This window comes from Frondihabitans cladoniiphilus, assembly GCF_039544345.1.
Taxonomy (GTDB): Bacteria; Actinomycetota; Actinomycetes; order Actinomycetales; family Microbacteriaceae; genus Frondihabitans; species Frondihabitans cladoniiphilus.
In genome coordinates this window covers 52168-66581 of sequence record NZ_BAABLM010000005.1, presented here as the reverse complement: position 1 = coordinate 66581, position 14414 = coordinate 52168, and the positions used below count along the sequence as shown (strand labels likewise).

The 14414-nt window shown below is 67.6% G+C and carries 11 protein-coding genes; 7 read left to right on the top strand and 4 right to left on the bottom strand.

Annotation, left to right across the window (positions count from 1 at the left end; translation table 11 throughout):
• Nucleotides 1-11: 11 nt before the first annotated feature.
• From ABEA39_RS12340 to ABEA39_RS12325, 4 genes are all read left to right on the top strand, one after another.
• Nucleotides 12-1085 (top strand): threonine aldolase family protein, encoded by a 1074-nt coding sequence (locus ABEA39_RS12340; RefSeq protein ID WP_345376195.1) that lies wholly within the window; start codon nt 12-14, stop codon nt 1083-1085.
• A gap of 116 nt (nt 1086-1201) precedes the next feature.
• Nucleotides 1202-1555 (top strand): hypothetical protein, encoded by a 354-nt coding sequence (locus ABEA39_RS12335; RefSeq protein WP_345376194.1) that lies wholly within the window; start codon nt 1202-1204, stop codon nt 1553-1555.
• 248 nt (nt 1556-1803) lie between these two features.
• Nucleotides 1804-2403: a nitroreductase family protein gene (locus ABEA39_RS12330; protein ID WP_345376193.1), complete on the top strand. Its 600-nt coding sequence runs from the start codon at nt 1804-1806 to the stop codon at nt 2401-2403.
• A gap of 118 nt (nt 2404-2521) precedes the next feature.
• Nucleotides 2522-4435 (top strand): hypothetical protein, encoded by a 1914-nt coding sequence (locus ABEA39_RS12325; protein ID WP_345376191.1) that lies wholly within the window; start codon nt 2522-2524, stop codon nt 4433-4435.
• Between the two features lie 133 nt (nt 4436-4568).
• Here ABEA39_RS12325 and ABEA39_RS12320 read toward each other — a convergent pair whose 3' ends face one another.
• Nucleotides 4569-6734: an ATP-dependent Clp protease ATP-binding subunit gene (locus ABEA39_RS12320; RefSeq protein WP_345376190.1), complete on the bottom strand. Its 2166-nt coding sequence runs from the start codon at nt 6732-6734 to the stop codon at nt 4569-4571.
• Between the two features lie 192 nt (nt 6735-6926).
• On the opposite strand from ABEA39_RS12320, the gene ABEA39_RS12315 reads away from it, so the two are divergent.
• From ABEA39_RS12315 to ABEA39_RS12305, 3 genes are all read left to right on the top strand, one after another.
• The gene (locus ABEA39_RS12315) at nt 6927-10454 is read left to right on the top strand and encodes a hypothetical protein (RefSeq protein WP_345376189.1); all 3528 of its coding nucleotides are present in this window, start codon (nt 6927-6929) and stop codon (nt 10452-10454) included.
• A gap of 111 nt (nt 10455-10565) precedes the next feature.
• Nucleotides 10566-10994 carry a DUF3060 domain-containing protein gene (locus tag ABEA39_RS12310; RefSeq protein ID WP_345376188.1) on the top strand — a complete coding sequence of 143 codons (429 nt, stop codon included), beginning with the start codon at nt 10566-10568 and terminating at the stop codon, nt 10992-10994.
• A gap of 195 nt (nt 10995-11189) precedes the next feature.
• Nucleotides 11190-11642 (top strand): pilus assembly protein CpaE, encoded by a 453-nt coding sequence (locus ABEA39_RS12305; RefSeq protein ID WP_345376187.1) that lies wholly within the window; start codon nt 11190-11192, stop codon nt 11640-11642.
• Between the two features lie 7 nt (nt 11643-11649).
• On the opposite strand, the gene ABEA39_RS12300 is transcribed toward ABEA39_RS12305, so the two are convergent.
• From ABEA39_RS12300 to ABEA39_RS12290, 3 genes are all read right to left on the bottom strand, one after another.
• On the bottom strand, nt 11650-12849 hold the full coding sequence (locus ABEA39_RS12300) for a class I SAM-dependent methyltransferase (protein ID WP_345376186.1): 1200 nt from the start codon (nt 12847-12849) through the stop codon (nt 11650-11652).
• A 77-nt stretch (nt 12850-12926) separates the two neighbouring features.
• On the bottom strand, nt 12927-13337 hold the full coding sequence (locus ABEA39_RS12295; protein WP_345376185.1) for a heat shock protein transcriptional repressor HspR: 411 nt from the start codon (nt 13335-13337) through the stop codon (nt 12927-12929).
• Nucleotides 13338-13374: 37 nt separating this feature from the next.
• Nucleotides 13375-14367, bottom strand: coding sequence for a DnaJ C-terminal domain-containing protein (locus ABEA39_RS12290; protein ID WP_345376585.1), 993 nt, complete (start codon nt 14365-14367; stop codon nt 13375-13377).
• Between the last annotated feature and the right edge of the window lie 47 nt (nt 14368-14414).

Sequence of the window (14414 nt, the reverse complement as noted above, 5' to 3'; positions counted from 1 at the left end):
GCGACGCGTCGATGAGCGACACTGGAGGGGTGACCACCCTGCACGATCCGAGCCTGCATTCGTTCGCCTCCGACAACTACTCCGGCGCGCACCCCGAGATCCTCGCTGCTCTCGTCGACGCGAACGGCGGGCACGTCGGCTCCTACGGGGCTGACCCCTACACGGCGCGCTTCGGCGAACTGGTCGTCGAGCACTTCGGCGAGGGGTCGACCGTGCATCCGGTGCTGACGGGCACCGGCGCGAACGTGGTCGCCCTTCAGGCGCTCGTCCCGCGATGGGGCGCCGTGGTGTGCGCGGCCACGGCTCACATCTACACCGACGAGGGCGGGGCACCCGAGCGCCTCGGCGGACTCAAGCTCCTGACCGTTCCGACGCCGGACGGCAAGCTCACGCCGGAATCGATCGACCGGCAGGCCTACGGGTGGGGCGACCAGCAACGGCCCCAGCCCCTCGCCGTCTCGATCACGCAGACGACCGAGATGGGAACGGCCTACTCCGTCGCCGAGATCACCGCGATCACCGAGCACGCCCACTCCCTCGGCATGCGGGTGCATCTCGACGGCGCTCGCATCGCCAATGCCGCTGCCAGTACCGGCGCCACCCTCCGACAGCTCACCCGCGATGCCGGCGTCGACGTGGTCTCGTTCGGTGGCACGAAGAACGGGCTCCTCCTCGGCGAGTCGGTCGTCAGCCTGACCGAGAACGAACTGCCCGGCATCACCTACATCCGCAAGATGGACGCCCAGCTCGGCTCCAAGCTCCGCTTCGTCTCCGCCCAGTTCGTCGCGCTCCTCGAAGACGGCCTGTGGCTTCGATCGGCCACCCACTCCAATGCCATGGCGGAGCGTCTCCGGTCGCAGCTCGTCGCTCTGCCCGGCGTCACGATCACCCAGGAGGTTCAGGCGAACGCCGTGTTCGCCATCCTCCCCCAGCGCGTCATCGAGCCGGTGCGAGCCCGACACCGGTTCTACGACTGGAACCGCGCGACCGGTGAGGTCCGCCTCATGTGCTCCTTCGACACGACCGAGGCCGACGTCGACGCCCTGGTTGCGTCCATCCGCGACCAGATCGAGGTGGCAGCGTGAGCAACGACGACGACCGCGGAGCAACACCCGCGGAGAGTCCCCGAAACGCCCGGCCCGAGTCGACACCCGCAGCCCCGGAAGGGCACCCGGTTGGGCTGCCCGCGGAGGTCTTCGCCTTGGCCGACCCCGCCGCCAGCCGGAAGACCGGCCCCGGCCCACGCCGCGGCGACCTCGTGCTCACCGTCATCCTGACCGTAGTGCTCTACTTGCTGGCCTTCCGGTACGTCGATCTGGCCGTCACTCGAGACCAGCAGGCGTCTGCACTCCTCGACGGCGTCCAGCTCTCGACCATCCTGGCCGTGGCCGCGCCTATCGTCCTCGCAGTCTTCTCGACCGTGTTCTCGATCCTCTTCATCCGCCGACGGGTGATCGCATTCTGGCTGCCGGTCTTCGCGGGCATCCTGATCGTCGCGCTGTACCAGGTCACCCAGCAGCTGCTCGAGACGGCAGTGCTCAAGACCTTCCACTGACGGAGTCGAGAACTGCGGGCCGGGCGAGAACCGGGGAGATCGATACGCAGAAACAGATTCGGAAGCCCGGCGTTAGCATGGTCGGAGAGATCGGTTCGTGCATCCCGCCGTGTCGCCGTTCTCTCTCAGGGTGCGACGCCGACGCCGATCCCGGCCTCCGCACCGTCCTTCGTGCGTGCCGGTTCTCGACCTCCACGCCATGCCCGTTCCCCGAACACGGCCCCGCCCCCTTTCGAAAGCAGGCATTCATGACCACGACCGAGCAGACCCCTTCGACCTTGCGTACCTCCGACACCGCCGTGCCGCTCGTGCCGCTCCTCGACGAGCGCTGGAGCCCCCGCTCCTACGACGCCACCGCCGAGATCTCCGATGAAGCGCTCACGGCGCTGCTCGAGGCGGCCCGTTGGGCACCCTCCGCCTCCAACATGCAGCCGCGTCGTTTCATCGTCGGCCGCCGGGGCACCGCGACCTTCGACACCATCCTCGCCAACCTGATGGGCTTCAACACCCTCTGGGCCGGCAACGCCTCCGCACTCCTGCTCGCCGTCGCCGAGACGGCCACCGAAGCCGGCGAACCCCGCAACTGGGCGCAGTACGACCTCGGCCTCGCCGTCTCGGCCGTCACCGTCCAGGCGCATGCCGAGGGCCTGCACACGCACCAGATGGCCGGCATCGAGGTCGACGGCCTCCGCGCCGCCTTCGATCTGCCCGAGCGCTTCCTGCCCGTCACCGTGACCGCCATCGGCATCGTCGACGAGGCCGACAAGCTTCCGGAGAAGCTCGCCGAGCGGGAGACGCTCCCCCGCACCCGCCTCGCTCTCGATGAGATCGTCCTCGCGCGCGACTGAGCGTGCCGCAACCCCCGAACCGCCCTGGCCAAGCCAGGGCGGTTTTCTCTTTTCGGTCGGACGGAGAATGTAATGTAGAATATCACCGCCGCAGGGGCCGACCAGAGAAAAGAAGAGAATGAAACTCCGCCACAGAAGCTTGGCCGTCGTGCTAGCTACCTGCATCGCCGCCCCCCTCGTCGTCTCATCCAGCGCCTTCGCCGCCCCCGGAGACGACCTCACGCTCAACCACTGGGGTCGGCTCGTCCTCATCGACACGACCGACAACTCCTACGTCGCCATCGACGACGACCTGCACGGAGAGCGCGAGACCGACCTGTACGACGCCGAGTCCGAAGCCGACTTCTTCGACATGCCCAAGGCCGGCAACACCAACTACATCGCCAACAACGGGTCTGGTGAGAACATCAAGGCCGATGCCGGTCTCCCCGGCGGTCTCGGCTACGCCGAGGGCAGCATCGCCGAGGACGAGTTCAACTTCGAAGTCGAGGCCGACGGAACGGTGAAGACCTCCACCGGCAAGTTCGTCGGCTTCGACGACGCGTCGGGCAAGCTCGCCGCGACCGACACGGCTCGCTACAAGTTCGCCGGGAGCGCCCTCTCCGACACGGTCAGCCTCGTCGCCTCTCTCGACGAATACGACGAAGAGGCCGGAACCGCCGAACTTTCGGGGACTGCCACTCCCGGTGCCCTGTTCGATTCGCAGATCAAGGTGGGCCTCACCTCCGCCGCCGTGGAGCTCGACGGCACGTGGTCGATGCGAGTCTCGGGTATCACGAAGGGCACGAAGTCGTTGACCGTCGAGCAGGAGGTCGATGGCGACAAGGTCGACGAGCACGAGGTCAGCCTTGGCGAGGACGACGGTGAAGAAGAGACCATCACCCCGGTGGCCGTGACCAGCGCACAGAAGGACGGCACCTACACCCCCGGGCAGAACGTGCTCACGGGCACCGGCACCGCCGGCGACACCGTCTCGGCCAAGAACGTCGGCCCGAACGGCACCTGGGCCGTCAACATGGGCTCGGCCAAGGTCGACACCGACGGCAACTGGTCGCTCCCCTCCCGCAACTGGGGCCCGGCCAACACGTACTACGTCGTCGTGACCCAGACCCACGCGGACGGCTCCACCGACACTGCCTCCTTCACCTCCGCCCCTGACAACGTGACGCCGCCCGTGATCACCCCGGTGGCGGTCACCAGTTCGCAGAAGGACGGCACCTACACCCCCGGGCAGAACGTGCTCACGGGCACCGGCACCGCCGGCGACACCGTCTCGGCCAAGAACGTCGGCCCGAACGGCACCTGGGCCGTCAACATGGGCTCGGCCAAGGTCGACACCGACGGCAACTGGTCGCTCCCCTCCCGCAACTGGGGCCCGGCCAACACGTACTACGTCGTCGTGACCCAGACCCACGCGGACGGCTCCACCGACACTGCCACCTTCACCGCAGCCCCTGACAACGCCGAGGCCAATGTGCCCGTCGCGGTCACCAGCATCTCCGACGGCGACGCCTACAGCCCCGGCCAGAACGTGCTCAAGGGCACTGGCACCAAGGGCGCCAGCATCTCGGCCAAGAACGTCGGCCCGAACGGCACCTGGGCCGTCAACATGGGCTCGGCCAAGGTCGACACCGACGGCAACTGGTCGCTCCCCTCCCGCAACTGGGGCCCGTCGAACGAGTACTGGATCAAGGTGACGCAGGTCAACCCCGACCAGACGACGTCCGAGCAGACGGTTCACATCATCCCCGGCATCTTCCAGGCGCTCGAACTCACGAGCCCGGCGGTCGGCGACAAGTACACCGCCGGAACCGCATACACCTTCGAGGGGAAGGCGACTCCGGGCGCCAGTGTCACCGTTCGCTCGGCGCTCTCGACGGCCGTCTACTTCACGGTCAAGGCCGACGACAAGGGAGAATGGTCGAAGAGCCGTCAGTGGGGTCCGACGAACACCTACAAGTTGATCATCGAGCAGTCGTCGCCGGCCGGTAGCGACAAGATCGAGAACTTCGTCTGGGCTCCGTCGAAGTAATTCTTCGGACAGAACACGACCCCGGTCGGATCCGCCGTCGTTCGCGACGGGGCCGGCCGGGGTCGTTCCCGCTCGAAGACCCGGCGGAAGAAGCACCAAGTGTCTTCTCCCGGCCGGGTCTTCGGCGTTCGACCTAGACCGCCGGCGTCAACTCCGACTTCGTGACGACGAGCGCCTGCCCGTCGTCGGCGACGTCGACCAGCACCGTGTCGCCGTCCTCGATCTCACCACCGAGCAGGGCGCGGGCGAGGTTGTCGTCGATCTGGCGCTGCATCAGCCGCCGAAGGGGACGAGCGCCGTAGATCGGGTCGTAGCCCCTCTCGGCGAGCCAGGCCCGTGCATCCGGCGTGACTGCCAGTTCGAGACGGCGGTCGCCGAGACGTTTCGCCAACCGGTCGACGTAGAGCGAGACGATCTGGCTGAGGTCGTCCTGCGACAGGGTCGAGAACAGCACGATGTCGTCGAGCCGGTTCAGGAACTCAGGCTTGAACGCCTGGCGGAGAAGCGTCTGAACGGCCTCCTCACGCTGGGCCTGCGTCAGGTTCTGATCGACCAAGAACTGCGAGCCGATGTTCGACGTGAGCACGAGGATCGTGTTGCGGAAGTCGACCGTCCGCCCCTGGCCGTCGGTGAGACGCCCGTCGTCCAGCACCTGCAAGAGAATGTCGAAGACTTCGGGATGCGCCTTCTCGACCTCGTCGAGAAGCACGACGCTGTACGGCCGACGACGAACCGCCTCTGTCAGCTGACCGCCCGACTCGTAGCCCACATAACCGGGAGGGGCGCCCACGAGCCGCGAGACCGTGTGCTTCTCGCCATACTCGGACATGTCGATGCGGATCATCGCCTTCTCGTCGTCGAAGAGGAACTCGGCCAACGCTCGGGCGAGTTCGGTCTTGCCGACACCGGTCGGCCCGAGGAACAGGAACGAGCCCGTGGGGCGGTCGGGATCCGAGATGCCCGCCCGGGTGCGCCGCACGGCCTCCGACACCGCCCGCACCGCGTCTTTCTGGCCGATCAGTCGCCGACCCAACTCCCCTTCGAGATTCAGCAGCTTCTCGGTCTCGCCCGCCATCAGACGACCGACGGGAATGCCCGTCCAGGCAGCGACGACCTCCGCGATGTCGGCGTCGGTGACCTGGTCGTTGACCAGCCGGTCGCCGGTCTCCTCGATCCGCTCGGCTTCGGCGAGGCTCTTCTCGATGTCGGGGATCGTCTCGTAGTTGATCTTCGACGCGTCTTGATAACGCCCTTCCCGCATGGCTTTGTCGAGGTCGATGCGGGCCTCGTTCAGTCGGCCCTTGAGCTCGCCGACTCCCTGGAGTGCCGCCTTCTCGGCCTGCCACCGGCGATTGAGGTCGGCGAACTGCTGTTGGCGGATGGTCATCTCCTCGCGGAGCTTCTCCAACCGAGCCTGCGACGCCGGGTCTTTCTCGCGCTGCAGAGCGAGCTCCTCGACCTGCATACGAGCGAGGCCGCGGTAGAGCTCGTCGAGTTCGACCGGCGACGAGTCGATCTCCATCTTGAGCCGGGAGCCGGCCTCGTCGACGAGGTCGATCGCCTTGTCGGGCAGTTGCCGACCCGAGATGTAGCGATTGGAGAGGGATGCGGCGGCCACGAGTGCGCTGTCGGCGATCGTCACCCCGTGGTGGGCCTCGTAGCGCTCTTTGAGCCCGCGGAGGATGGCGATGGTGTCTTCGACGCTCGGCTCGCCGACGTAGACCTGCTGGAATCGACGCTCAAGGGCGGCGTCCTTCTCGATGAACTGGCGGTACTCGTCGAGGGTGGTCGCGCCGATGAGGCGGAGCTCGCCGCGGGCGAGCATCGGCTTGAGCATGTTGGCCGCTGCGACCGACCCCTCGCCGCCTCCCGCGCCCATGAGCGTGTGCAGCTCGTCGATGAAGGTGATGACCTGGCCGTCGGACTCGGTGATCTCTTTCAGAACGGCCTTGAGACGCTCCTCGAACTGCCCGCGATACATCGCGCCGGCGACGAGCGCCGCCATGTCGAGGGAGATGACGCGCTTGCCCTTGAGGGAGTCGGCGACATCGCCCGCAACGATCCGCTGGGCGAGGCCCTCGATGACGGCTGTCTTGCCGACACCGGGCTCGCCGATGAGCACCGGGTTGTTCTTCGTGCGGCGCGTGAGCACCTGACTGACGCGTCGGATCTCCGTGTCGCGCCCGATGACCGGATCGAGCTTGCCGCTCGCCGCGATCGCCGTGAGGTCGACGCCGTACTGCTCGAGGGCGCTCTTCTGCTTCTCGTCGGAAGCGGGTGCGCCCTGCATGTTCGCCATGATGTGCCTTTCAAAACTTGAGCCGTCCTGACTCAAGTTTAGCTCCGCAAGCGGCGCCGCGCCAGCGAATTCGTGGCTGTCCGTCTCGATTGGGGATACGGGTTGTGATACTGATATTTTGCGGCTAATATTTACGTATCTACTCGATCGTCCGCGTGTCGCGGGCTGACCAGAAAGCACAGAACCCTACCCATGAACATCGCAAAGACCGGGGCCGCGTTCGGCCTCGCCGCGCTGACGCTCGCGTCGTCGCTCAGTATCGGAGAGATGGCGAATGCCGCCTCCGCCAAGGACCCCAAGGCCAAGTCGTCGAAGGTCGCCACCCCCAACGCCACTATGCGCGGCAAGCTGATCACGCCCCTCGGCGATGGTCGCTACCACTACATCATTGGTGGGTATTCCAGCGTGACCGCTCAGAAAGTCGGCACGCTCAGCGACGCCGTTCGCGAGGCCGCAACGCTCACACTGCCTGCGAAGGGCTCGACGGGGTCCATTCCGACGGCTGATGGGCTCTGCCTTGGCGTCGACAACTTCAGTACCGACGGCCCGACAACGAGCCCGTACCTCCGCGCCAACGAGCGCTGCAACCTAACGGAAGCCTTATTCGGATGGGACGGACAGGGAAACCTCACCAACGCAGCATGGTCGGGCTACAGGATGTCTCACTGGGGCACGCCTTCATCTGGCGGGTCGACGGTCATGAATTGGACTCGGACCGGCACGCTGAAGCCCGCCCCCGAGTACCTCGAAGACTACGTGCCGCCCGTGGTGTCAACCACGCAGGGCGTCTACAACATGACCTCCGTGCCCGACCAGGGTTCGACGTTCGCCACGGGCACGACCGGCAAAGTGTCGTTCGTCTCTCAGCCCACCACCGGCGCCACCGTTCTCCCCCTCAAGGCCAACGAGAAGTACAGCTGGACCGTCACCCTTCCCGCCGGCCTCGAAGTCGACAACCTGCCCGCCGATCGCGCCGACTCCTCGTGGAAGCGCGAATACTCCCGGGGCACCGCCGGCGGCAAGAACACCGTGACCCTGACCATGACGCGTCTCGGCAGCACGGACTCGGCGGTCTCGCGCCACGCCGTAGAGTTCCCCGTGGTTGCCAAGGCCGGCCTCGCCAACAACGCGCAGGTCTCCGCGACCTTCTCCCCGCCGGCCGGTTACTCGAGCTCGAGCTCGACCAGCACCTCGAACGTCCGCGTCGACACCACGCAGAGCACGACCATGGGCGTCTACAACCACTACGCTGAGCCAGATGCGGAGGGGAAGTACCGCCCGGGCCGCACCGGCAAGGTCAAGTTCGACTCGCAGCCCACCGCGAACGCGACCCCCGTTAAGCTTCGCGTCAACGAGAGCATCACCTGGACGACGACCCTGCCCGTCGGCCTCAAGCCGATCGACCTGCCGAAGAGCTCGTCCAACACCTACTGGCGTCACGTCTGGTCCGAGACCACGACCGCCGGAGCCACGACGGTCACCCACACCGTGACGCGTCTGTCCGGCGAGGACAACAGTGTCGCGAACTGGGACAACGAGTTCAAGGTCGTCGGCGAGGCAGGCCTTGCCGACAACGCCCGCGTCTCCACGTCCGTGACGCTCCCCGCCGGCTATGCCAGCGCGAGCCCGAACGGCTCCTCGACGGTCAAGTCGGCGGAGACCTTCACCGCTACGCTGGGTATCCACGACCACAGCGTCAAGCCCGACCAGGGCACCGTCTTCAGCCCCGGCACCGTCGGCCATGTCGACATGAAGAGCAATGCTTCCTCCGACGCCACCGGCGTCTGGATGACCACCGGCGAGACCCTCACCTACACGACGGTCCTCCCGTCCGGCCTCCGTCCCGGCACGCTGCCGGCCGCGTCCAGCGGAGGCGGCTTCAACCACACCTGGGCCTCCTCCACCGAGAACGGCGTCACCTCCGTCACTCACACCATCACCCGGACCGGTGCCGGCCTGAACGTGACCGAACGGAACTTCGCCAACCGCTTCGAGGTCGTCGCCGAGGCGAACCTCACCGACGGTGCGGCCGTGACCACCACGTTCACCCCGCCGGCCGGCTTCGCCAGCTCGAACGTCAGCCGGACCTCGACCGTGCAGGTCGACACCACCCAGAACACCACCCTGGGTGTCCACAACCACACCGTGACCCCTGTGGGTGGCACCACGTTCAAGCCCGGCACGAAAGGTCACGTGAACTTCGACCCGCAGCCCGCGGCGAACAGGACGAAGATCACCATCCCCGGCAACGGCTCCATCAGCTGGGCGACGACCCTGCCGACGGGCCTCAAGCCCGGCACCCTGCCCGAGGACAACGCGACGGCCACTTGGCGCCACACCTATACGGCCACCACCACCGGCGGTGTCGCGACGGTCACTCACACGATGACCAATCTGACCGCCAACGCCATCGACGTGACGAACCCCGGCGACAACAACCGGTTCGAGGTCGAAGCCGAGGCCACCCTGACCGACGGCGCGACCGTGAGCACGACGTTCACCCCGCCTGCAGGTTTCATCAGCTCGAGCGCGACCGGCTCCTCGACGGTCCGATTCGAATCGCAGGAGGTCGTGACGCCCGAGCCGATCGTGGTGAACAGCGGTCAGCAGGCCGGCACCTACACGCCCGGAACCAACACCCTGTCCGGCACCGCGACCGAAGGCGCGACCATCAGCGCGAAGAACGTGGGCCCGAACGGCAACTGGAACGTCGGAATGGGAACCGCCACCGTTAAAGACGGCGCCTGGAGCCTCCCGGCCCGCAACTGGGGCCCGACCAACACCTACTACGTGGTCGTGACCCAGACCCGTGCCGATGGCTCGACGACGGAGGAGCGCTTCACCTCGGCACCGGCCATCACCAACCAGCCGATCGCCGTCACGAGCGGCCAGCAGGACGGCACCTACACCCCGGGAACCAACACCCTGTCCGGCACCGCGACCGAAGGCGCCACCATCACGGCGAAGAACGTCGGCCCGAACGGCAACTGGAACGTCGGAATGGGAACCGCCACCGTTAAAGACGGCGCCTGGAGCCTCCCGGCCCGCAACTGGGGCCCGACCAACACCTACTACGTGGTCGTGACCCAGACCCGTGCCGATGGCTCGACGACCGAAGAACGTTTCACCTCGGCACCCATCGTCACCAACGTTCCGGTCGCCGTGACCAGCATCGCCGACCAGGAGACCTACCGTCCGGGTCAGAACGTGCTGAAGGGCACTGGCACCAAGGGCGCGACCATCAAGGTCACGGACGTCGGGCCGCAGGGCACCTGGGACAACGACCTGGGCAGCGCCACCGTCGACGACAAGACCGGAGCCTGGCAGGTGCCTGCCCGCAACTGGGGACCGTCTAACGACTACTACATCAAGGTGACGCAGACCAACCCCGACAAGACCACGTCGGAAGAGCTGCTCACCGTCCTGGCGCCGCGATTCCAGCCGCTCGTCATGACGAGCCCCGCCGTCGGCGACATGTACGAGAACGGCGTGGCCGCCCACTTCGAGGGCACGACGACCCCGTTCGCCACCGTCACGGTCCGCTCGGCCCAGACGTCGGCGGTCTACAAGACCGTCGAGGCCGACAAGAACGGCGTCTGGAAGTTCGACCGCCGCTGGGGCACCGACCACCGGTACGTCCTGATCGTGGAGTCCGTCGCGCCCGCCGGCGACGACGAGATCACCGACTTCACCTGGACGACCGCCAGCGCGACCGACTAGTCACCGACACGAGTAGCACCTAGCGACACCAGCACCACCCGGCGGTGGGGTGCGCACAGCATCCCACCGCCCCCTCCAACGACAACCAGAACACGATTCGAAAGACCGACCATGAAAAAGACCCCGATCCTCGCCGCCGCCCTCCTCGGCGCGACCCTCGTCTCCGGCCTCGCCGCTTGCAGCAGCAACAGCAGCGACGACGACGCCAAGCCCAAGCCCTCCAAGTCCGCCTCCTCGGCACCCAAGGCCGTCACCGGCACGTGCGTCGACGGGTTCATGCTGCTCGACGCCTCCGAGATCGGCACGAAGAAGGCCGCAACCGTCACCGACCCTTGCGAGACCGTCAGCATCGTGGGTGCCGACGCGACCATCACCCTGGGCGACGTCACCAACCTCTACTTCGAGGGCGACTCCAACAAGGTCACCGCCGGCGCCGTCACGAACACGTTCTTCGCCGGCAACAAGAACGCCCTCACCCACACGGGCGCGGCGCCCACGGTCGACGACCAGGGCACCGAGAACACGGTCACAGCGAAATAGCTCGAGACCGAGCATCCCCCACCCCGAGCGGGGCGTCTTCACGAGAGGCGCCCCGCTTTCGTGCGCGGCGATGAGTGCATGACCGCCGTTCGATTCGATATGTGGATCGCATCACCGGGTTCGTCTGGACGAGTTCGACGGCTCGCGACGACTAGTCGGTGCGCGCGGCGGGCGAGCCTGGGGCAAGATCGACGAATGATCGACGTCGCTCTCGCCCGCCAACTGCATGCCGCCGGCCTCCGCTGGCGCCCCGAGCCGGGCGACCGCTTCATCATCGAGTCGCCGACGTTCGAGGGCGAGCCCGAGGTCTTCACGATCAGCGAGATGACGATCGAGGCGCACCACTACCCGACGGGCACCGAACTGGGCTTCAACGGCACGACCGAGTGGGCGCTCGACTCGGTGTCGGCCGACGACTCGCTCTGGCTTCCTCGAGAAGATCAGCTGCGCATCCTCCTCGCCCGCTCTTTCAAGGCTCTGACCAGGCGGGGCGAGGGGCACTTCCATGTCGTCGTCACGATCGACGGTGATGAGCGCGGCTTCGAAGACCGTGACGCCGAGAACGCCTACGGCCGGGCTCTGCTGGCCTACATCGAGTCGGCGCTGCGGCTCGACGGAGTTGAGACCGAGGCAGAAGCGGGAGCCTGACCCCGGCTCAGGCCCGGACCGACGAGGTGACGATGAACTTCGGCGACCGCGCGACCTGAGTGGTCGGCCCGACGACGCGCTCGAGCACGGCGCGGTGGTGCAGGTGCGAGTTGAAGACGCACCACAGCTCGCCGCCCGGACGCAGCACGCGCGCGGCGGCCTCGAACAGGGCGATGGCCACCTCAGGCGCGACCGCGGCGTCGGCGTGGAACGGCGGGTTGAGAAGCACGAGGTCGACCGAGGCGTCCGGCACGGTTGACAGCGCATTGTCCCGCACGACCTCGACCCGCTCCGCGAGACCGTTGGCCTGCATCGTCGCAGTCGCCGAGGCCACTGCGGCCGCCGACCTGTCGGACGCGATGACGCGGGCCTCGGGCCGCGAACGGGCGAGGACGGCGGCGATGACGCCGGTGCCGCAGCCGAGATCGACGATGGTGGATGCACCAGGCACGGCTTCTGCGACGAGACCGAGCAGCATCCGCGTGCCGATGTCTACCTTCGTGCCCGCGAAGGCACCCCCGTGGGCGACGACGGTCAGGTCGAAGTCGTCGTGGTGCTCGCTTTGCGGGAACTCGCGAGGCGCGGCGGCGGCGTGCGGCTCGGAGGCGGTGAGGACCCGCGACTTCTGCCGCGACAACCCGGCGTAGACCGCGCCGAAGTGGTCGGCGAGGATCTCGTTCATGCCGAGACTCATGTATTTGAGGCGCCCGCCGGCGAAGACCACGACGTCGGGATGCGCGTGCTCGGCGATGAGGGCGGCGATCTCGTCGAGCGCGTCCAGGCTTCGCGGCAACTGCAGCAGCACCACGCGGGCACCGGAGACGAGGGCCGGCTCGAGCGCATGGGACGTGAAGCGCCCCGCGAGGTCGAGTTCGACGGCGTTCTGCGCCAGCGCCTGCTCGCCGGTCAGGGCATCCTGGTGCACTCGGATCTTGCTGAGATCGAAGAGGGATGCAGCGGCCAACGTCAGCGCGCCGTAGTGGTCGCCGATCACGACGAGGTCACCCGAGAGCACCTCGGCCAGTGCGGGGGCGGCCTCGTCGAGGATCAAGCGGTCAGCCGCATCCACCGCGAGCAGGTTCGGAGCCTCGAGGTCGGGGCGGCGGCGCAGCCGCGCGAAGTCGAAGCCGTCGGAGGGCCGCGGTTCGGGCACCACGGCACCGTCGGTGGAACCGGGTTCGGACGGGTGGTCAGCAGCGGAAGCCATCAGGCAAGCCTAGGTGCCGTCTGCTCCGGAGCGGCGCCCGACGCTGAGCGGGAGACCCGCTGCCCTCTGGCCGCCGTCTACTTGCTCGGCCGCCAGAGCACGATGCTCGTCTGCCGCTGCGGACGCGTGCCGTGGCGGAGCGGCACCACTCCCCCGGACGAACCGGCGGCGAACACGCGGGAGCCCGGGCGGTTGAGCAGCTCGTCGGCCAGCGCCGACTCGAGTTCGCGGACCCGGCTCGACAGCTCGGTGACGTGGTTCTCGAGTTCGAGGATGCGCCGGATGCCCTCGAGGGAGACGCCTTCGCCGCTCAGCCGAGCGATCTCGCGGAGTTGATTGACGTCGCGCATCGAGTAGCGGCGGGACTTGCCGGCCGTCCGGGTGGGGACGACCAGTTCGAGACGGTCGTACTGGCGCAGGGTCTGGGGATGCATGCCCGCGAGCTCGGCAGCGACCGCGATTGCGAAGATCGGTGAGAATTCGTCCATGTCGGCCTCCTAACCGGCTCGTGAGGGGAAGTTACCGCTACTGGCGGGCGCGGTCGAGCAGGTCGGCCCGCGGGTTCTCGGCGGGCAGGGCCGCGGCGAGGGCCTCGACGGCCTCGCGGGCCTTGTCGCTCAGGTGCGACGGGACGGCGATCTGAACCGACGCGAGCAGGTCGCCGGTGCCCTCCTTGGTCGCGACTCCGCGACCTTTGACGCGGAGGACACGGCCCGACGGAGTACCGGGAGCGACGCGGAGCCGGACCGGCTCGCCACCGAGCGTGGGGACCTCGATGGTCGCGCCGAGTGCGGCCTCGGCGAACGTGACGGGCACGTCGAGACGGAGGTTCAGCCCGTCGCGCTCGAAGACCGGGTGCGGTCGCACGGCGATGGTCAGGACGATGTCGCCGGACTCGCCGCCGTCCATGCTCTGCTCGCCGCGACCTCGGAGGCGGATCTTCTGGCCGTCGTGGACGCCGGCGGGGATGCGGACCTTGATCGGCTTGCCCTCGGACTGCGTCAGCGTGATGGTGTCGCCGACCACGGCGGTCTGGAAGTCGAGGGTCGTGGAGGCGACGATGTCGCGCCCCTTGGTCGGGCCGCCGTTGCCGCGGAAGCCGCCGTTGGTCTGGCCGAAGCCGCCGCCGCCGAACATGCCGCCGAAGATGTCCTCGAAGCCGCCGCCGGACTGGAAGCCCGTGGTGCGGCGGCCGCCGCCGCCCTGGTTGAACATGCCGCCGAAGACGTCCTCGAAGCCGCCGCCGCCCTGGCCGCCTGCGCCGGCAGTGAAGCGGGCCCCGTTGCCCATCGCGCGGACCTGGTCGTACTCCTTGCGCTGCGCCGGGTCGGAGAGGACCGAGTTGGCCTCGCTGATCTCCTTGAACTTCGCCTCGGAGGCCGCGTCGCCCGGGTTGGAGTCGGGGTGGTACTTGCGAGCGAGCTTGCGGTAGACCTTCTTGAGTTCGGCAGGGGTGACGTCTTTCGAGACGCCGAGCACGGCGTAGAAGTCTTTGTCGAACCAGTCCTGGCTTGCCAAGAGGCCCCGCCTTTCGTCTTGCTGCTGAAGATGGTGGTGCTGAAGAT

What these genes read in the sequence shown, in the direction of transcription:
- ABEA39_RS12325 (WP_345376191.1), top strand. Translation starts at nt 2,522, where the DNA reads ATGAAACTCCGCCACAGAAGCTTGGCCGTCGTGCTAGCTACCTGCATC.
- ABEA39_RS12320 (WP_345376190.1), bottom strand. Translation starts at nt 6,734, where the DNA reads ATGGCGAACATGCAGGGCGCACCCGCTTCCGACGAGAAGCAGAAGAGC.
- ABEA39_RS12300 (WP_345376186.1), bottom strand. Translation starts at nt 12,849, where the DNA reads ATGGCTTCCGCTGCTGACCACCCGTCCGAACCCGGTTCCACCGACGGT.
- ABEA39_RS12330 (WP_345376193.1), top strand. Translation starts at nt 1,804, where the DNA reads ATGACCACGACCGAGCAGACCCCTTCGACCTTGCGTACCTCCGACACC.
- ABEA39_RS12315 (WP_345376189.1), top strand. Translation starts at nt 6,927, where the DNA reads ATGAACATCGCAAAGACCGGGGCCGCGTTCGGCCTCGCCGCGCTGACG.
- ABEA39_RS12305 (WP_345376187.1), top strand. Translation starts at nt 11,190, where the DNA reads ATGATCGACGTCGCTCTCGCCCGCCAACTGCATGCCGCCGGCCTCCGC.
- ABEA39_RS12295 (WP_345376185.1), bottom strand. Translation starts at nt 13,337, where the DNA reads ATGGACGAATTCTCACCGATCTTCGCAATCGCGGTCGCTGCCGAGCTC.
- ABEA39_RS12310 (WP_345376188.1), top strand. Translation starts at nt 10,566, where the DNA reads ATGAAAAAGACCCCGATCCTCGCCGCCGCCCTCCTCGGCGCGACCCTC.
- ABEA39_RS12340 (WP_345376195.1), top strand. Translation starts at nt 12, where the DNA reads ATGAGCGACACTGGAGGGGTGACCACCCTGCACGATCCGAGCCTGCAT.